This window comes from Ureibacillus sp. FSL K6-3587 (assembly GCF_038593165.1).
Taxonomy (GTDB): domain Bacteria; phylum Bacillota; class Bacilli; order Bacillales_A; family Planococcaceae; genus Ureibacillus; species Ureibacillus suwonensis.
Window position 1 is genome coordinate 883,871 of sequence record NZ_CP151969.1, and the last position, 18,100, is coordinate 901,970.

Genomic DNA, 18,100 nt, shown 5'->3' on the forward strand with positions numbered 1-18,100 from the left:
TTTTTCTATTTCGTAGAAAAAATAAAAACTGAAATTTCAGAAACTATTTATGCGACACTAGTGTAGTAAAGTAATTAATAAACAAAGGGGGCATGATTTTATGGAGAAAGTGCGTTTAGGCAAAACCAATCTTTACGTCCATCCGGTCGGCTTAGGAGCAAATGCGGTAGGTGGTCACAATATTCACCCAAATTTGGATGAAGCGGAAGGCAAAGAAGTGGTCCGCGTTGCCATCGAAAATGGCATCAACTTTATCGATACGGCCTACATATATGGATTGGGACGTTCCGAGGAGCTCATCGGTGAAGTCATCCAAGAGCTGGGCAACCGAAGCGAGTTGGTCATTGCAACGAAGGTTGGTCCAAAAATGGTGAATGGTCAAAGGGTTATGGACAATTCCCCTTCTTTTTTGAAGGCGGAAGTGGAAAAAAGCTTGCGCCGCTTAAAAACGGACTACATCGACTTGCTCTATATCCATTTCCCTGATGAACATACGCCAAAAAACGAAGCCATTGGCGCATTGAAGGAATTAAAGGATGAAGGAAAGATTCGGGCCATTGGCGTTTCCAATTTTTCCTTGGCCCAATTGCAGGAAGCCAATCAAGACAGCTATGTGGACGTTTATCAGGGACACTATAACCTGATTCACCGGGAAGCGGAAAAAGAGTTGTTCCCGTATGTTCTTGAGCACAACATCGCCTTTATCCCCTACTTCCCATTAGCTTCGGGGCTGCTTACAGGGAAATACACAAAGGACACGGAAATTCCCGAATACCGGAAAAATTCGCAGTTCTTCCAAAAAGAGGTTTACGATCAAATCGTGGAAAAAGTGGAACGGCTGCGCCCAATCGCCCAATCGAAAAATGTGGAAGTGGCCAATATCGTCCTTGCCTGGTATTTGGCACAGGAAGCCGTGACGGCCATTATTCCAGGGGCAAAGCGGGCTGAGCAGGTGTTGAACAATTTAAAAACAGCCGATGTGTCTTTGAGCAAAGAGGAAATTCAAGCAATTGATGAGTTGTTTAAATTGGATTAAGTCGTTCCTAACCGAGCGGAAGAAGAAAGCGATATGTTTTCCCTCCGCTCTCTTTTTTTGTGCGGGATTTCCGCCAATCTTGGCTAGATATCCGTCAAATATGTGAACATATCCGCCAATCGAAAAATTTAGGATTGTCCGAAGTGGGATATCCGCCAATCTTGCGCATTTATTCGCCACTTTCATAAGAAAATCCGCCAATATCGCAAATATATCCGCCATCCGAATTATTTAGGTTTCTCCACAGCGGGATATCCGCCAATCTTGCGCATTTATTCGCCACTTTCATAAGAAAATCCGCCAATATCGCAAATATATCCGCCATCCGAATTATTTAGGTTTCTCCACAGCGGGATATCCGCCAATCTTGCACATTTATTCGCCATTTTCATAAAATAATCCGCCAATATCCCAAATATATCCGCCATCCGAATTATTTAGGTTTCTCCACAGCGAGATATCCGCCAATCTTGCGCATTTATTCGCCATTTTCATAAAATAATCCGCCAATATCACAAACATTTCCGCCAATCAAAAACTCCGTAAACCCCAACTATAAAAAAGGCAACTTTTCAAAATCGAGTAGGAGGGAGCGATTAACTCCCGTCCTCTCACACCACCGTACGTACGGTTCCGTATACGGCGGTTCAATTAAGATGATTGACGCAAGTTTTTATAACTTCCGTGAATAGCTGTTCTCTTTATGCCAGTGGTCACTCCACCCTCCAAGAGGTCTCCCACGGGATTCACCGCTTCCTTCCTCAAGTGAGGTACTACGTTTTCTGTGTTCATCATGACTCACTGAATGCCAAGGGCTATTCTCTCTTAATTGTTCGGTCCTTCTTAGTAGTTCTAAACCAACTAATACGATGACCTCTGCTGACTTCTGACGGTTCAGCTACTGATCACTAAGTAGGTTATGAAGCGTACTTCACCTATCCGCCAGACCTCCCCGGGTAAGTACATGCACTTTCACACCATCTATCCGCCTCATCTACTCGATATGACCTTCGACAGAAAGAGCTTTGTTTTGTTACGCAAACTCACTCAATCATACCTAGCCTTATATGAAGTTCGTGTTCCTCAGACCGGAAGTTTGCCGCTCGCTTCCTTCAGATTCCGCGTCACCACGGACACCCTTGCGTTAAGCTAACTGTTACTTCTGCCTTCACAGTTCGGGACTTACACCCTATAGATTACACCCATGCCAGGCGCAATCGAGTAGGAGGGAGCGATTAACTCCCGTCCTCTCACACCACCGTACGTACGGTTCCGTATACGGCGGTTCAATTAAGATCATTGACGCAAGTTTTTATAACTTCCGTGAATAGCTGTTCTCTTTATGCCAGTGGTCACTCCACCCTCCAAGAGGTCTCCCACGGGATTCACCGCTTCCTTCCTCAAGTGAGGTACTACGTTTTCTGTGTTCATCATGACTCACTGAATGCCAAGGGCTATTCTCTCTTCATTGTTCGGTCCTTCTTAGTAGTTCTAAACCAACTAATACGATGACCTCTGCTGACTTCTGACGGTTCAGCTACTGATCACTAAGTAGGTTATGAAGAGTATTTCACCTATCCGCCAGACCTCCCCGGGTAAGTACATGCACTTTCACACCATCTATCCGCCTCATTTACTCGATATGACCTTCGACAGAAAGAGCTTTGTTTTGTTAGGCAAACTCACTCAATCATACCTAGCCTTATATGAGGTTCGTGTTCCTCGGACCGGTGTTTTGCCTCCAGCTTCCTTCAGATTCCGCGTCACCACGGACACCCTTGCTCTTGGCTAACCTCTACTTCTGTCTTCGGGGTTCGGGACTTACACCCTATAGTTCATGTACATGCCGGGCGCACATCGAGTAGGAGGGAGCGATTAACTCCCGTCCTCTCACACCACCGTACGTACGGTTCCGTATACGGCGGTTCAATTAAGATAATTGACGCAAGTTTTTATAACTTCCGTGAATAGCTGTTCTCTTTATGCCAGTGGTCACTCCACCCTCCAAGAGGTCTCCCACGGGATTCACCGCTTCCTTCCTCAAGTGAGGTACTACGTTTTCTGTGTTCATCATGACTCACTGAATGCCAAGGGCTATTCTCTCTTCATTGTTCGGTCCTTCTTAGTAGTTCTAAACCAACTAATACTATGACCTCTGCTGACTTCTGACGGTTCAGCTACTGATCACTAAGTAGGTTATGAAGAGTATTTCACCTATCCGCCAGACCTCCCCGGGTAAGTACATGCACTTTCACACCATCTATCCGCCTCATTTACTCGATATGACCTTCGACAGAAAGAGCTTTGTTTTGTTACGCAAACTCACTCAATCATACCTAGCCTTATATGAAGTTCGTGTTCCTCAGACCGGAAGTTTGCCGCTCGCTTCCTTCAGATTCCGCGTCACCACGGACACCCTTGCGTTAAGCTAACTGTTACTTCTGCCTTCACAGTTCGGGACTTACACCCTATAGATTACACCCATGCCAGGCGCACTAAAATAGGCAGCTTCCAATTAGAGAAAGCTGCCTCAATTCAAACTTATCTATTTTTCATCCATTCAGGTTTTCCAAAACCTTCGAACTCTGCATCAATTACTTTTTCAAATTCTTCGGATTGAACAACTTCAATCAAATCTTTGGCAAGTTGGGAATCTTCATCCTCCGCTTTCACAGCCACTACATTGCGGTATTGATCAAGCATGTTTTCCAACGCCAACGCATCCAACAAGTTCATATTGGCTGCCAACGCATAATTGCCTGGTACAGCTGCCAAATCGGCGCTATCCACAGAACGTGGCAATTGTCCTGCTTCTAATGGTTGGAATTTCAAGTTTTTCGGATTTTCAATGATGTCTTTTTCAGACACTTTTAGTGGATCTGCATTCGGATCAATTTTAATAAGCCCTTCATCTTGAAGTGTATTGAATGCGCGGGCAGCATTTGTCGGGTCGTTTGGAATTGTGATTGTAGCCCCGTCTTCCACTTCATCCAAAGATTTATATTTGTTTGAGTAAATGCCCATTGGCGCAGTTGGAACCGTAATTAACGCTGTCAAATCCATATTGTTTTCTTTCTCAAAGTTTTCAAGATAAATTGTGTGTTGGAATAAGTTTGCTTGAATAGATCCTTCATTTAATGCTTTATTTGGTTGGATATAGTCGCTGAATTCCACAATCTCAACTTTATACCCTTTTTCTTCCAAACCTGGTTTAATGGCTTTTTTCACCATATCGCTGTATGGTCCGGCTGTTGCCCCAATTTTAATTTCTTTTGATTCTGATGAAGTTGAATCTGCTTTACTTTTTTCACTTGAATTACTGTTGCATGCAACAAGAAGTACTGCAACTAAAAAGACTAAAAATGTTGCTAAAAACTTTTTCACAATCATTCTTCCTTTCTTTTTATTTTCTTTTATCAACTAATTTGGCGATAAAATCACCGGCAAATTGAATTACTTGAACCAAAATAATTAAAATCAACACAGTTGTAATCATGATCGTATCGTCATATCGGTAATAACCAAAGCGGATGGCCAAATCCCCTATACCGCCTCCACCGACAGTACCGGCCATTGCCGAAAATCCAATCAAACTGATTAAAGTAAGGGTTATACCTGATATGATGCCGGAACGGGACTCCAACAATAATACATGCCAAATGATCATCCAAGGGGTTGCTCCAGATGCAATGGCCGCTTCGATGACCCCTTTATCAATTTCCCTTAATGCACTTTCTACAATTCTTGCAAAAAAGGGAATGGCCGCCACCGATAATGAAACGCTTGCTGCCGTTGGTCCAATCGTTGTCCCAACAAGAAAATTAGTAAATGGAATTAACGCGACAAGCAAAATGAGGAAAGGAATCGAACGGATCAAATTCACAATAAAACCTAAAATGTTATGTATAATCCCATTCTCCATAAACAAACCTTTATCCGTGATGTAAAGAATCACCCCGATAGGCAACCCGATCACTACAGCTACAATTAATGAGATGGAAATCATATAGATGGTTTGAAAAAAAGCGGTATTGATTTCCGGAATCAGCTCGGTTAGATGATTAATATCAAATTCCATAATTGATCACCTCCACTTGAGCGGCACGGTTTTCGATATATCTTAAGGCTTTTTCAATTTCCTGTTTTTCCCCTTTTAACTCCATTATAAAAATGCCCAGTGGTTCATCTTGAATATATTCAATGGATCCATGTAGGAAGTTGCCGTCTACTTGGTGTACTTTTAGCGTATCCGAAATGACACCCTCTCCAGCCACTTTCCCTTTGAAAGTCACTTTCACGATCGTTCCGGTGCATTCTAGAAGAATGGCTTCTGGAATATCATAAGAAATAACGCTGGTGATAAACTCTTTTGTGAGTTGCTCTTTCGGACTTGCGAAAATATCATAAACGCGGCCCTCTTCAATGATTCTTCCCTTCTCCATGACCGCCATCCGATCGCAAATTTCTTTTACGACGTCCATTTCATGGGTGATCAAAACGATTGTAATGTTCAATTCTTTATTGATTTTTTTCAACAATTTTAAAATGGATTTGGTTGTCTTAGGATCGAGGGCAGAAGTGGCCTCATCACATAACAGTACCGTTGGATTATTGGCAAGAGCCCGGGCGATGGCCACCCTTTGTTTTTGGCCGCCACTGAGTTGCGCAGGATAAACATCCTTTTTATCAGATAACCCCACCATTTCCAGCAGTTCTTCCACTCTCGGTTTGATTTGATCTTTCGGAACCTTTGCCGCTTTTAAAGCGAAAGCGACATTTTCAAAAACGGTTTTTTGGCTGATGAGGTAGAAATGTTGAAAAATCATGCCAATTTTAAGTCTTGCCCGACGCAATGATTCTCCTTTTAATTTCGTCAAATCCACCCCATCCACCTTAATCGTTCCCTTTGTTGGACGTTCCAGCAGATTGATGCACCGGAGCAAGGAACTTTTCCCTGCCCCTGAATAACCGACGATCCCGAAAATTTCTCCTTCCCGTATGGTCAAAGATACATTGTCCACCCCAACAACAGTGCCATTCTTTGTATCATATTCCTTTGTTACATTCTGAATTTCGATCATAAAGCTCCCTCTTTTGAACCAGGATGAAGAAAACCTGATTAAAAATTATTAAAATAATATATCATTTTATTTTTATTGTTTTACTATGATTTTGGAATAAAATAAAACTAAAGCGTCGACCATATCTGAACGAAAAACGCTTTATCCTATTAATGTTATAAAGTAATTAGGAATTTGATAATTTAGATACTACCCACCTATGTTTATTTTGTCAATATATTAATATGATTTTGAATTTAAGAATTTTAAAAAAAGAAAACATAAAAACCAGGTTCCAACCTTATTTATTAGAAATACTACCAAAAAAATTATTAATAAAAAAAACCGCCTCCCAAAAGGAAGCGATCCTATTAAAAGATATATCCGACCAACAATCCAGCCGATAATAAGAAGCAAAAAATCGTATTCGTCATGGCTGTGGATTTCATGGCCACTTTCATAAATTGCGGTTCCTTCTCACCTTTTTGGAAACCTTTGATAGCATCCACCGGTTTTTTCACACTTAAGAACACCACCAATGCCCAAGGGCTGATGCTTCCAGCCGCCACTAATCCGATAATCCAAAGATAGGAGATGACAAAGGCGAACGCCAATAACCGCACCGCATTTTTCCGTCCGATTAAAATGGCCAGCGTTTTTCTGCCGCCCCGCTTATCTTCCTCAATATCCCGAATGTTGTTCGACATATTGATGCCGCCGACTAATATCCCGGATGGAATGGAAAGAAGAAAAGCAAGAGACGTAATTTCCCCGGTTTGAATAAAATACGCGATCAATACGAATGCGGTTCCCATCAACGCCCCCGCAAACAGTTCTCCAAATGGGGTATAAGCGATTGGCAGCGGGCCACCCGTATATAAATATCCTACCGCCATGCCAAATGCACCAATTGCTACCAGCCACCAGCTGGAATTGGCGCAAATGTATACACCGATGATAGCAGCCAGCACATATAAAAGAATCGCTACCATCAATACATTTTTCGGCTTCAAGCCATGGCGGACGATTCCTCCGCCAATCCCCACCGATTCTTCCGTATCGAGACCACGTTTGAAATCGTAATATTCGTTAAATAAATTGGTTGCGATTTGGAGGCAGAGACATGCAACCATCATCGCCAAAAACAGCAACCAATCAATCTTCGCATCATAAAGTGCCATGACCGTCCCCAAAATGACCGGTGCAAAAGTGGCCGTCAATGTATGCGGGCGGGTCATTTGCCACATCAGTTTTAATGACGAGATCTCTTTTTCCTTTTCCATAAATGATTTCATCCTTTTCAGAAAATGTTGCTATTCCAATTCAGAAACCATTATAACAAATTCTGCAGATCCTTCGCTCCCACAGTGGAAAAAAATCCATTAATCCGGCATGAAAAGAAGCCCACTTTCTTAGTGGACTTGCGATTCACCCATAAGCATAAAAATCAATTTGCAGCCGTTTTTGAAAACCTGCCTTTAAATACACCGATAATGCTTCTTCATTCTCCATTTCCACTTCGAGCAGAACCTGTTGTTCCCCGCTCTGATACGCAAAATCTTTCGCCCATCCTAATAAAGCGGTCGCAACCCCTTTCCGCTGATGAAGTGGATGAACCGCCAAAGAAGTGATCCATTGGCTCATTCCATCTTTTGCTGTCGTTAATGTTCCAACCACTTCTCCATCCAACTCCGCAACCCAAATGACTCTTCCCGGGACACTCGTATTCATTTCAATCAATTCAACTGTTTCATCCCGTAGATCCCCAAAAGTTTCCCTGAAAATTTCAATGAGCGGCTCCAAGTCGGTCGACTCATTATAGGGTCTTATGTGTATGGAATGATTCATCTCCGTTTCTTCCGCCGCCGCTTCAAAAGTCGCTTCCGAAAAGCTGTATGTATATCCGTAGTTTTCGATGATCTTTCTTGCATACAAGTCTTTTTCATTCAGCGCCACCAGTTCGCCAACCGCTTGTCTGTCTTTAAACGCTTTCGATAACAAGCTGAGCAATGCATCCTCTATACCCGTTTTTCTGTACATTGGATCCACAAGCATTGACCATTCATAAGTATCCAGGCCAATCTTGTCCACCGCTGTAATGACGCCGACCAAATGATTGGTGACTTCATCATATGCCAAGATACAAAAGCCCTTGCTGAAGGGTTTATTTAATACAGATAAATTTAATGCATAGGAATAATCCAAATGGTCAATTTCCATTCCGAATCCGGATAAACTTTTAATTTCTTGAAAGGTTTCTTCATCAATCGGCAACGAGGCAGTCATAAAAGCAATGTTCATCATAAAGTGCTCCGTTCTATTTCATCATCCTTTAAACATTTTAGACAAAGCACCCGCACACTGCAATAAGCTTAGCCACATTCCCATAAATTACGTGATTCACTGGTTTTCCCCTTCCACCCTTTCCCAATAATAAGAAAGCTGCCTCATTTAAGAGACAGCCCCTTTGATTGTTTTAGCATATTGGCATAAATCCCGTTCTTTTCGATCAACTCCTGTTGTGAGCCGGCCTCCGCTATTTTTCCTTCCCTCATGACGAACACCATATCTGCATGACGGACCGTGTTCAACCGATGGGCAATGACGAAGCTTGTGCGTCCTTTCATCAGCTCTTCCAAGGCTTCTTGGATTTTCTTTTCCGTCACTGTGTCGATGCTGCTTGTCGCTTCATCCAATAACAATATCGCGGGATTCGCAACAAAGGCACGGGCAATGGAGAGCAGCTGTTTTTGTCCTTGGGAAATTTCACTACCATCCGCTTTTAATACCGTGTCATAGCCTTTTGACAACTTCATAATGAAATCATGAGCATTGGCTTTTTTCGCCGCTTCCACCACTTCTTCATCCGTTGCATCCAGTCTTCCATAGCGGATGTTTTCACGGACTGTGGCTTCAAATAAAAACGGATCTTGCAGCACAAATGCCATTTGACGTCTAAGGGTGGAACGCTTAAATTCCCGAATATTATGTCCATCAATCAATATTTCGCCGCTTGTTGCATCATAAAGACGGGCAATTAACATCATCGTTGTCGTTTTGCCGGCACCGGTTGGACCAACGAACGCCACCGTTTGACCTGGAGTGACATGAAAATTCAAATTTTGCAGAGTGTCGGATTTGTCATATTGAAAAGAGACTTGTCGAAATTCTACCTCTCCGCGAATTCGATAATTTTCGGGAAGATTCCCTCCGTCATCTTCCACTTTCTCATCCATAATGGAAAATACCCGTTCCGCCCCTGCTATGGCAGACAATACCGTATTGATTTGGTTTGCCAATTCATTTAACGGGCGGGTAAACTGCCGGGCATATTCTGTAAAAATCACAATCGTCCCAATCGTCACCCATCCATTATAGGCAAAAATTCCGCCGATGCCGGCAATAATGGCAAAGCTCATATTGTTTAGAAAGTTAAAGACTTTTGGAATATAGCCGGAATAAACTAGCGCCCAAAATCCGACATTCTTCAAACGTTTACTTTTTTCATAAAATTCCTTTTTCACAAACTCTTCCTGGGAAAAAGCCTTAACAATGCTTTGGCCGGAAATCGTTTCTTCAATCATCCCGTTCAAATCGCCAAGGGCCGCTTGTTGCTCTTTAAACAACTTTCCCGTTCTTTTTGTAATCCATCTCATAGCAAAATACATGAGCGGAATGACAATCATCGTAATCAACGTCAATAGAGGGCTTAAAGAAAGCATGACCACAATGGTGCCGGCAAGGGTTAAAATACTTGAAAAAACTTGAATAAACGAAGAGTTCAGCGTCGTGCTCACCGTTTCAATATCGTTTGTCAGACGGCTCATAATCTGGCCGTGCTGTCTTTTATCAAAATAAGATACCGGAAGCTTCAGCAAATGATTGAAGGCGCCCGCTCTCATTTTGTAAACGACCGTTTGCGCAATGCCGACCATCCAATAGTTTTGCATAAACAGCGTCACTGCATAGACAACATAGATGCCAATGAGTTGGAGGATGAGCGGAAGCATCCCTTGAAATTCTTTGGGGATGATATATTTATCAATCATACGGCCAATCAAATAAGGACCCAGCAAACCCGCAAGTGAACTGATGATGACCATGATGAAAACGACAATCAATAATCCCCTCTGTTCATCGACGAGTTGCCATATGCGGAGGAGCGTTTTCTTCCAATCGCTTGCCCGGGGGCCTTTCTTTTTACCCGCATTTTTCAAATCTGCCTTTGTCAAAGCCGGTTCATAGCCAAATGGTTTCTTTAAAATGTCCATCATTCATCACCCACCTGTTCCTCCTGGGAGCCTACGATTTGCTGATACAGCCTGCTCGTTTTCATTAATTCCTCATGGGTTCCAATGGCAGCCATTTCCCCTTCATCCAACAATACAATGCAATCCGCCCCTTTGGCTGTATGGATTTTCTGTGTCACAACGAGCATTGTGGCCTCCGTACCTTTAAGCGCCTCCCATAGCGCCGCTTCCGTTTTCACATCCAACGCACTTGCGCTATCGTCCAAAATTGAGATTTGCGGTTTCCGGATCAACGCCCTTGCAATGGATAACCGTTGCTTTTGACCACCGGATAAATTGACGCCCTTCTGTCCAACCATGGTGCCGTATCCTTCCGGAAAAGCGGAAATGGTATCATGAATTTGCGCCATCTTTGTGGCAGCCACCACTTCATCAAATGCCGCTTCCCGTCTCCCCCATTTCACATTGTCTTCAATGGAACCGGTGAAGAGCAGTGATTTTTGCGGAACATAGCCGATTATGCTGCGCAATTCCTTTAACGGCCAGTCTTTGATATTCTTCCCTCTGACCTCGATCGCCCCTTCCGTCGGGTCATAAAAACGTGGAATTAAACTGAGCAGCGTGGATTTCCCTGAACCGGTCGCCCCCATAATCGCCAACTTTTCACCTTTCTTCACTTCAAAAGTGATATTTTGAAGAACGGGCTTGTCCGTATTCGGGTAGGTGAAGGACACCCCATTAAATCGAACCATGTCATTTTCATCTTGTGAAACGCTCTTCCCATTACGTTCACAGTCTCTTTCAAGCCCCTCTTCCATGATCAATATTTCCGCCATCCGTTCACTGGAAGCTTTTGCGCGGGAAAAACCGTTCAAAATAAAGGCGAACATGCCAAAGTATCCCGTAATCCGCAAAGCGTAGTTGACCACTGCCACCAATTCCCCGACTTGCGCCTGATTCATGCTTATTTCCCGTGCTCCATACCAGATGGCGGACAATAAACTGACATTCAGCACAAAGGTCATAACCGGCATCATCAATTCCATCGTCCGAAGAGCTTTCATCGTATCCACTTTCAAATCTTCTGCGACCCGATGGAACTTCTCCATTTCATATGCATTTCTCATGAAAGCTTTCACCAGATAAATGGCCTGCAAGCTTTCCTGCAATGCCCGGTTCAGCTTGTCCATGCGCCGTTGCACTTCGCTGAAGAGCTGACTCCCCTTTTTCACAATCACATATAAAAAGAGGGCAAGAATCGGTGTGCCAATCATTAACATCATCGCCATCTTGGCATTGACGAAAAAGGCCATCATCAGGCTTAATACGACGGATAAAGGTGCGCGAAGCATTATACGCAAACTCATAAATAAAATGCTTTGGACTTGCTGCACATCGTTCGTGAGCCTTGTAATTAAACTGGATGTCGGATATTTCAAATAGGTTGCCATGGAAAAAGATTGGATTTTGCTGAACAATGCATTTCTCAAATCAAAAGCAAAACTTTGGGCCGCATGAGATGAATAATATGTATTGATAATCCCGCAGGTAAAGGCGATGAACGCAATTCCCAACAATATGCATCCCCATAGGGAAATGACATGGAAATCTTTCAATACAATCCCGTCGTCGATGATTTTTGCAATGATCAACGGTTGCACCAGTTCCGCCGCCAGCTCCGCCAACATAAGAACAAGTGCAAAAATGGCGTACCATTTATATGGCTTCAAATAACCTAAAACGACTTTCACAAACACACCCCATTCCAAGAGACTCTGCTCCCTGAACAACTAAAAAACTTCTTTAATTTATATGTTCACCATCGCTGTATTTTTCATCCTTCTCACTGGCGACGGAAATCCAAGTGACGCATATCAGCATAAGGAAAATCCCAATCACTTGCCAAAACCCGAAAGAAGTTGAAAATACGGCAACGGAAATCACCATTGTCGTCAATGGTTCCATGGTGGATAAAATGCTTGTCAACACCGGACTGATATATTTCATGCTGCTCAAAAACAACACGAATGCAATGGTGCTGAAGAAAATGATACAAGCCATAATAAGGAAAATTTTTAAATTGGAAAGCAATATCCATTCTTCACTCCGCCAAATCAATGTTCCGGTTCCCAACACGATTCCGCCAATCAACATTCCCCATCCAACGACAAGCAAAACCCCCCACTCGCCCATCAGACGAACGGGATACAGCGTATAGATGGCAAAAGTGATCCCTAATATCAGCCCCCAAAAAATCGCTTCCTTGCTTACCAATAACTGATCAAACTTTGCATTGGTCAATAGCAGAAACAATCCCAAAAGCGTGCCGATAATCCCTAATACCTGGTATCTTGGCGGCCACATCCGGACTTTGATTGATGTATACGCCACAATGAAAAGCGGTCCCAAAAACTGGAGCAGCGTTGCAAAAACCGCATTGCTTTCTTGAATGGTCGTTGTGAAGGAATATTGCAGCCCGAGCATTCCGGCAATGCTATAAACGACTAATTGGCGTCCCCAATATTTCGTCTTCCATACTTCAAAAACCGGCTTTTTTGTCATCTGTAAGAACCCTAAAATGCCAATCCCCGCTACAAGCAGCCTTACTGTCAGCAGGAAATTCACCGTCATTCCCGAACTTTTCAATATCCACTCCGTCAACGGCCCTGTTGTCCCCCACATCATTGCACCGGTGACAATCAACATGATTCCCTTTATATGTTTCATCATAGTAACTTCCTTTTCTTCAAATTCAAGGATGAGGCTGTAAAATACTTCTATTAATTTAGTTCTAAAGTAATATTATTGAATTTTTTAAAAAAATGATTGACTTACTATAGTGACGATTTCCTTCAAATTATTTATAATGAACATGGTATAAAATAACGATACGCAAGGAGAAGGAATAATGAATCTTAAAATAATGCAAAGCTGTGAAGAAAAATTGCTGCTGGATGCTCCTTTCCCGTCTTTTGCATTAAATAAAAATGGACAAATTACCATTTGGAATCCAATCTGTGAACAATATTTAGGCTATAAAAAGGAAGATTTTAAGAACATTAATACCCTAAAGGACCAATTATTATCTACTTTATCTGAAAATATGTGGCAACGCATTTTGGATGCTCAAGAATTTATACGAATCAATAATATACAATTGCTCCACAAAAATGAAACGCTGAGCAAAGCGGACATCATTATTATTCCATGTTTGATAAACGGTGAGCATTCCATCGCGTTCTATTGTTTCCCGGAAGAGCAATTTGCCTTCTTGGGCGATTCGGAACAGGAACTGAACGATTTAAAGAACGGAATTCTTTCATCTTTTATGGTAGTGAATTTGGATCACGAAGGATTCATTATCAGTTGCAATCCATTGTTTTTAAAAACAAGCAAATGGACTCCAAAACGCGTGCTGAAGAAAAACTTTTGGCAATTGTTCCCCGAAGATGAAGAAAGCCAACAAATGGCCGACACCATTTGGAATACCATCTCAAAGGGAAAAATTTGGCAAGGCGATGTCCAAAAAACGAAAAAAACCGGCGAAACTTATTGGGTACATTTGACGGCCATCCCTACGTATTCTCAAAAAGAACAAAAATACAGCTACATATTAATTGAGCAGGATATTACAAATGAAAAAGAATTGCAACAAAAACTGGAAAAAATCGCCTATGTTGATGCGGAAACCGGCCTAATGAATGTTCACCGCTTAGAAAACGTCGTAAAAAAAATGATTGCGGAACAGCAAAATTTTTATTTTGTTTACTTAAGCATCGACAAATTTTATACGCTAAAAGAACTTCATAATGTTGAAGTTGAAAGCAACTTCATTTTGGAATTCACAAAACGCTTGAAAATTTATTTCCAAGACAGCGTCCTTGCCCGTGTGAACGAGAGCGATTTTATTGTCATCACTCCTCTTGGCGAATGGTTCATTCAGGGATTTTTGACTTATTTGAAACAACATCCGATTTATATAGGCCATCGTGCAATGCCGATTACAATCAGCGGCGGAATCACCCGTTCCCCGCAAGATCAATCGAACTTTACCCAATTAATGAACGCTTCCCTTGCAACCATTGCGGATGTTCGCAAAGCGGGTGGAGATAACATTTTATCCCTTTCCGAATCCGCCCATAAAAAATTGAGCCGAAAATCCATCATCGAAAAGCGTTTGCTGCTTGCTCTTGACCAGCATAATTTAAAAGTATTGTATCAACCGCAAGTAGATTTAAAAACCGGAAAAATTTATGCGGTGGAAGCTTTCGTCAGATGGGAAGATGAAGAAATCGGTGTAGTGAGCCCTGACGAGTTGATCCCTGTTGCTGAAGAATCCGGACTGATCAACAACATCGGTTCCTTTATGATTGAAGAAGCATGTAAACAAGCAGCCCAGTGGCAGCAGCAAGGCATTGAATTAAAAGTGGGAATTAACTTATCCGTGCGTGAATTCAGGGATAAAAACATGGCGAAATTCATATTAGATACATTGATGAAAACCGGTTGCCCTGCCAATCTTGTCCAATTGGAGATTACCGAAAAATTTGCATTGGAAGCGGAAGCGGAAACATCCATCATCCAGCAAATGCGCAAATTGGAGGAAGAAGGCATCACCTTTGTATTGGACGACTTTGGAACAGGCTATGCATCCTTCCGCTACATGCAATTATTGCCGATCCAAATTTTAAAAATTGACCAAACGTATATTCAGTCCCTCACAAAATCCGATAAAACGCAGCGCCTAATTAACGGCATCGTCCATTTCGGAAAATCAATGAATCTGACAGTCCTTGCAGAAGGTGTAGAAACGGAAGAACAAAAACAATTATTGGAGCAATATGATTGTGATGCCATTCAGGGCTACTTGATCAGCAAACCTGTCACAGCAGATAAAATTCCGCAACTTTTGTCCTCATAACAGAAAAAAGGCTACTCATCTTTCCACTTTTGAGTAGCCTTTTTCGTCCGGTTATTGCTGCCTCTTATTTCGTATAAACGATTGCATCGACGTCAGACTTTTCTTCATAAATTTTATGGATAACTGAAAGATTACTTCTGAAAATACGATTCCCATTGCAATCGCCCCTGAAATTAAAAACGCCCGAATGCCCGTCTCAAGCCCTAGCGTATAATTTTGTTCCACAAAGTAACGCATTGTATTGTAAGCAAGTCCACCAGGCACCAAAGGAATGATTCCTGAAACAATGAACACAATCATCGGCGTTTTTAACCTTCTCGCATACATTTGGGCGCAAACGGCAACGACAAACGCTCCCAAAAAGGATGCAATAACTTCCGTCAATTGCGACTCCAAAGCAATATAATAAATCAGCCATCCAACGGCCCCGACCCATCCGCAATAGGGAATGGCTTTAATCGGTGCATTGAAAATGACGCAAAGGCTTGCAGTTGCAAGAAAACTGAAAAATAGCTGAATCAAATATTCCATAACCATTACCCCTTAATGAAATACCACAACAACCGCCACGCCCGATCCGATGGCAAAAGCGGTCAAAAATGCTTCCGTACCTTTGGCAATTCCCGCCGTCAAATGGCCGGCCATCAAATCCCGGACGGCATTGGTAATTAAAATTCCCGGAACGAGCGGCATCACTCCGCTAATGATTATTTTGTCGAGCTCATATCCAAACCCAAATCTGACAGCAAAAAAGGCAACAAGCGCTACGATAAAGGAAGCAAAGAACTCAGAGAAAAATTTCACTTTTGATACATGTTGAATGGCCAATAAAGCAAGGTACCCGGCACCCCCTGCCAAAAACGCGGCAGGCATATCGGACCAAACACCTCTGAACAAAATTAGGAAGCAGGCACTAGACACTGCGGACATTAAAATCTGCAACCAAATTGGTAGAAAATAGTTCGTTTTTTGTACCATTCTTAACTGGTCATAGGCTTCTTCTAATGTTATTATTTTAAGTGTAAGCTTTCTAGAAATGTTATTCACTTTCGCAATTTTATGCAAATCGGTAATCCGATTTGATATAGATATAATTTTGGTTTTCTGTTGTTCACCGAGAGAAAGAATGATTCCCGTTGGCGTTACATAACTTTGGGCGTCCAAGTTTTGGGAGCGAGCCATTCTGAGCATTGTATCCTCAACCCGATAAGTCTCAGCACCGCTTTCCATCATTATTTGTCCCGCCAACAACAAGCAATCTAGCGCCAAATCATCGTTCTTTTCATATGTCATTGTCAAATTCTCCCTTTCTTTCCTTGCCATCATATCGAACAGAAGGGCAAATCTCAAGTTTTTCTTATTTCATATTTTAGGATGTTTACTGAGAGGAGAGCTACCGAAGATGAAACGCTGCCGCAAGTCCAAACGTGGTGCATGGATTGACTTTCTATTGATTGGTTCCATCATTGCATTAACCACAGTCATCATTATTACCGTTTCCATTACTGGCCAGTTTAAATTTCAACAGCCGACCGTATCGGCCACAACAGAAGATCCGTTAGATGTTTCCTCTCTAACCGAAGAAAAAGAATCGCCGTTTCCTGACATTCAAATCTTCTCAGAATCATCCACGGATGATTTAATACCATATTCGTTAGAGTATCCGAAAACTCCTTTCGATTTGGTGAATGAACAAATTAATCAATACATAGAAGATGCAAAACGCGTTTACATTCGAACGTTAAATGAAAAAAATGAAAACAGCGAAAACAAAACGATCGGCGATTTGACTATCACGACGGAAATAAATGATGTGAATGACAAATATTATTCAATCGTACTAAAGAAACAATTGTCATATGATCAAGTTTCCTATCATGAAACTTTTAAAACTTTCACCTTCCATAAAGCAACAGGAGAAATCGTTGATGCCCAGGCATTGTTCAATAATGATATCGGAAATCTGGATTTGCTTGCAAACTATCTACGTTCCGAACTGGAAAATGATTATGGTGCAAATGTGATTGATGAAAAGCTCGAAGAATTGACATCACCAAGTTGGAATCATTTCAATCTTTTTGCAGTGACAAACGATTCGATTGTATTTTATTTTAACCAGGGAGAATTTGCCCAAGAAAGTGCCGGTTCAGCAGCCATCAGCATTCCGATCTCTTTCTTGAACCCGATTTTGTCATCCGATTTCCAAAGCAATGAAACGAGCGCAGTAACCATTGTCACTCCTAAAAAGAAAGTCGCTCTTACTTTTGATGATGGCCCTCATCCACAAGTGACAATGCAAATTCTGGATACTTTGGATCGATACAATGCAAAGGCCACATTCTTCATGCTTGGAAAACAAGTTGAAAAAAATAGGGACATTGTGCATGAAGTATTAAATCGCGGCCATGAAATCGGCAATCATACATACAATCATCCTGTATTGACAAAACAGAATAACTCCCAGGTGGCTTGGCAAGTAGATTACACAAGCCAAATAATTCATGATATAACCGGGGAATATCCGACTGTATTCAGACCTCCTTATGGTGCGACGAATCAAACCGTTGAAAGTCTAATTAATCTGCCGGTGGTTTTATGGACGATTGATACTTATGATTGGAAATACCGCGATCCAAATAAAATATTGCCTGTCGTTCAAGCAAATTTATACGATGGCGCAATCATCTTAATGCATGACATCCATCAATCAACAGCCGATGGACTCGAAAGCGTATTGGCCTATTTGCAGCAGGAAGGTTACGAATGTGTAACTGTTAGCGAAATCTTGGCAGAAAAAAATTGAGAATGGATGGATTAAGAGGCTGGGACAAAA

17 protein-coding genes are annotated in these 18,100 nt (G+C 42.0%); 3 read left to right on the forward strand and 14 right to left on the reverse strand.

The genetic code is table 11. The features are described 5' to 3' along the window. Positions 1-100: 100 nt before the first annotated feature. Positions 101-1,036: an aldo/keto reductase gene (locus NSS77_RS04340; RefSeq protein WP_208650930.1), complete on the forward strand. Its 936-nt coding sequence runs from the start codon at positions 101-103 to the stop codon at positions 1,034-1,036. A 375-nt stretch (positions 1,037-1,411) separates the two neighbouring features. On the opposite strand, the gene NSS77_RS04345 is transcribed toward NSS77_RS04340, so the two are convergent. The 12 genes from NSS77_RS04345 to NSS77_RS04400 all read right to left on the reverse strand — a co-directional run bounded on the left by NSS77_RS04345 (position 1,412) and on the right by NSS77_RS04400 (position 13,073). Next, positions 1,412-1,567 (reverse strand): hypothetical protein, encoded by a 156-nt coding sequence (locus NSS77_RS04345; RefSeq protein WP_208650931.1) that lies wholly within the window; start codon positions 1,565-1,567, stop codon positions 1,412-1,414. Between the two features lie 120 nt (positions 1,568-1,687). After that, positions 1,688-1,831, reverse strand: a complete 144-nt coding sequence (locus NSS77_RS04350) for a hypothetical protein (RefSeq protein WP_342470552.1) — start codon at positions 1,829-1,831, stop codon at positions 1,688-1,690. 501 nt (positions 1,832-2,332) lie between these two features. Next, a complete protein-coding gene (locus tag NSS77_RS04355; RefSeq protein WP_342468482.1) occupies positions 2,333-2,470 on the reverse strand; it encodes a hypothetical protein in 138 nt (45 codons plus the stop codon). Between the two features lie 496 nt (positions 2,471-2,966). Continuing rightward, complete coding sequence (locus NSS77_RS04360) at positions 2,967-3,110, reverse strand: hypothetical protein (RefSeq protein ID WP_342469131.1); 144 nt, start codon at positions 3,108-3,110, stop codon at positions 2,967-2,969. 467 nt (positions 3,111-3,577) lie between these two features. Continuing rightward, positions 3,578-4,420 (reverse strand): MetQ/NlpA family ABC transporter substrate-binding protein, encoded by an 843-nt coding sequence (locus NSS77_RS04365; protein WP_245989572.1) that lies wholly within the window; start codon positions 4,418-4,420, stop codon positions 3,578-3,580. Positions 4,421-4,439: 19 nt separating this feature from the next. Then, complete coding sequence (locus NSS77_RS04370; RefSeq protein ID WP_342470553.1) at positions 4,440-5,114, reverse strand: methionine ABC transporter permease; 675 nt, start codon at positions 5,112-5,114, stop codon at positions 4,440-4,442. Next, complete coding sequence (locus NSS77_RS04375) at positions 5,104-6,117, reverse strand: methionine ABC transporter ATP-binding protein (RefSeq protein WP_342470555.1); 1,014 nt, start codon at positions 6,115-6,117, stop codon at positions 5,104-5,106. The genes NSS77_RS04370 and NSS77_RS04375 overlap by 11 nt, the downstream gene beginning before the upstream one ends. Before the next feature lie 350 nt (positions 6,118-6,467). Continuing rightward, positions 6,468-7,379 carry a 1,4-dihydroxy-2-naphthoate polyprenyltransferase gene (locus tag NSS77_RS04380; RefSeq protein WP_208650905.1) on the reverse strand — a complete coding sequence of 304 codons (912 nt, stop codon included), beginning with the start codon at positions 7,377-7,379 and terminating at the stop codon, positions 6,468-6,470. 145 nt (positions 7,380-7,524) lie between these two features. Then, positions 7,525-8,400: a GNAT family N-acetyltransferase gene (locus NSS77_RS04385; protein WP_342470556.1), complete on the reverse strand. Its 876-nt coding sequence runs from the start codon at positions 8,398-8,400 to the stop codon at positions 7,525-7,527. A 143-nt stretch (positions 8,401-8,543) separates the two neighbouring features. Next, positions 8,544-10,367, reverse strand: coding sequence for an ABC transporter ATP-binding protein (locus NSS77_RS04390; RefSeq protein ID WP_342471193.1), 1,824 nt, complete (start codon positions 10,365-10,367; stop codon positions 8,544-8,546). Further along, complete coding sequence (locus tag NSS77_RS04395; protein ID WP_342470558.1) at positions 10,367-12,097, reverse strand: ABC transporter ATP-binding protein; 1,731 nt, start codon at positions 12,095-12,097, stop codon at positions 10,367-10,369. The genes NSS77_RS04390 and NSS77_RS04395 overlap by 1 nt, the downstream gene beginning before the upstream one ends. Before the next feature lie 52 nt (positions 12,098-12,149). Then, positions 12,150-13,073, reverse strand: coding sequence for a DMT family transporter (locus NSS77_RS04400; RefSeq protein ID WP_342471194.1), 924 nt, complete (start codon positions 13,071-13,073; stop codon positions 12,150-12,152). A 181-nt stretch (positions 13,074-13,254) separates the two neighbouring features. Between NSS77_RS04400 and NSS77_RS04405 the strand changes: the two genes are divergently transcribed. Next, positions 13,255-15,267, forward strand: a complete 2,013-nt coding sequence (locus NSS77_RS04405) for an EAL domain-containing protein (RefSeq protein ID WP_342470559.1) — start codon at positions 13,255-13,257, stop codon at positions 15,265-15,267. 51 nt (positions 15,268-15,318) lie between these two features. Here the strand turns inward: NSS77_RS04405 and NSS77_RS04410 are convergent, their stop codons facing one another. Further along, on the reverse strand, positions 15,319-15,798 hold the full coding sequence (locus NSS77_RS04410) for a threonine/serine exporter family protein (protein ID WP_342470560.1): 480 nt from the start codon (positions 15,796-15,798) through the stop codon (positions 15,319-15,321). Positions 15,799-15,810: 12 nt separating this feature from the next. Beyond that, positions 15,811-16,560 carry a threonine/serine exporter family protein gene (locus NSS77_RS04415; RefSeq protein ID WP_342470561.1) on the reverse strand — a complete coding sequence of 250 codons (750 nt, stop codon included), beginning with the start codon at positions 16,558-16,560 and terminating at the stop codon, positions 15,811-15,813. A 109-nt stretch (positions 16,561-16,669) separates the two neighbouring features. Here NSS77_RS04415 and NSS77_RS04420 point away from each other — a divergent pair, with 109 nt between their 5' ends. Then, positions 16,670-18,070 (forward strand): polysaccharide deacetylase family protein, encoded by a 1,401-nt coding sequence (locus tag NSS77_RS04420; protein ID WP_342470562.1) that lies wholly within the window; start codon positions 16,670-16,672, stop codon positions 18,068-18,070. Positions 18,071-18,100: the final 30 nt, after the last annotated feature.

Bases quoted from the DNA above. Each gene is read 5' to 3' on its own strand.
- NSS77_RS04340 (WP_208650930.1), top strand. From the start codon at position 101: ATGGAGAAAGTGCGTTTAGGCAAAACCAATCTTTACGTCCATCCGGTC.
- NSS77_RS04405 (WP_342470559.1), top strand. From the start codon at position 13,255: ATGAATCTTAAAATAATGCAAAGCTGTGAAGAAAAATTGCTGCTGGAT.
- NSS77_RS04400 (WP_342471194.1), bottom strand. From the start codon at position 13,073: ATGAAACATATAAAGGGAATCATGTTGATTGTCACCGGTGCAATGATG.
- NSS77_RS04410 (WP_342470560.1), bottom strand. From the start codon at position 15,798: ATGGAATATTTGATTCAGCTATTTTTCAGTTTTCTTGCAACTGCAAGC.
- NSS77_RS04390 (WP_342471193.1), bottom strand. From the start codon at position 10,367: ATGGACATTTTAAAGAAACCATTTGGCTATGAACCGGCTTTGACAAAG.
- NSS77_RS04415 (WP_342470561.1), bottom strand. From the start codon at position 16,560: ATGACATATGAAAAGAACGATGATTTGGCGCTAGATTGCTTGTTGTTG.
- NSS77_RS04355 (WP_342468482.1), bottom strand. From the start codon at position 2,470: ATGATGAACACAGAAAACGTAGTACCTCACTTGAGGAAGGAAGCGGTG.
- NSS77_RS04360 (WP_342469131.1), bottom strand. From the start codon at position 3,110: ATGATGAACACAGAAAACGTAGTACCTCACTTGAGGAAGGAAGCGGTG.
- NSS77_RS04350 (WP_342470552.1), bottom strand. From the start codon at position 1,831: ATGATGAACACAGAAAACGTAGTACCTCACTTGAGGAAGGAAGCGGTG.
- NSS77_RS04380 (WP_208650905.1), bottom strand. From the start codon at position 7,379: ATGGAAAAGGAAAAAGAGATCTCGTCATTAAAACTGATGTGGCAAATG.
- NSS77_RS04375 (WP_342470555.1), bottom strand. From the start codon at position 6,117: ATGATCGAAATTCAGAATGTAACAAAGGAATATGATACAAAGAATGGC.
- NSS77_RS04385 (WP_342470556.1), bottom strand. From the start codon at position 8,400: ATGATGAACATTGCTTTTATGACTGCCTCGTTGCCGATTGATGAAGAA.
- NSS77_RS04370 (WP_342470553.1), bottom strand. From the start codon at position 5,114: ATGGAATTTGATATTAATCATCTAACCGAGCTGATTCCGGAAATCAAT.
- NSS77_RS04420 (WP_342470562.1), top strand. From the start codon at position 16,670: ATGAAACGCTGCCGCAAGTCCAAACGTGGTGCATGGATTGACTTTCTA.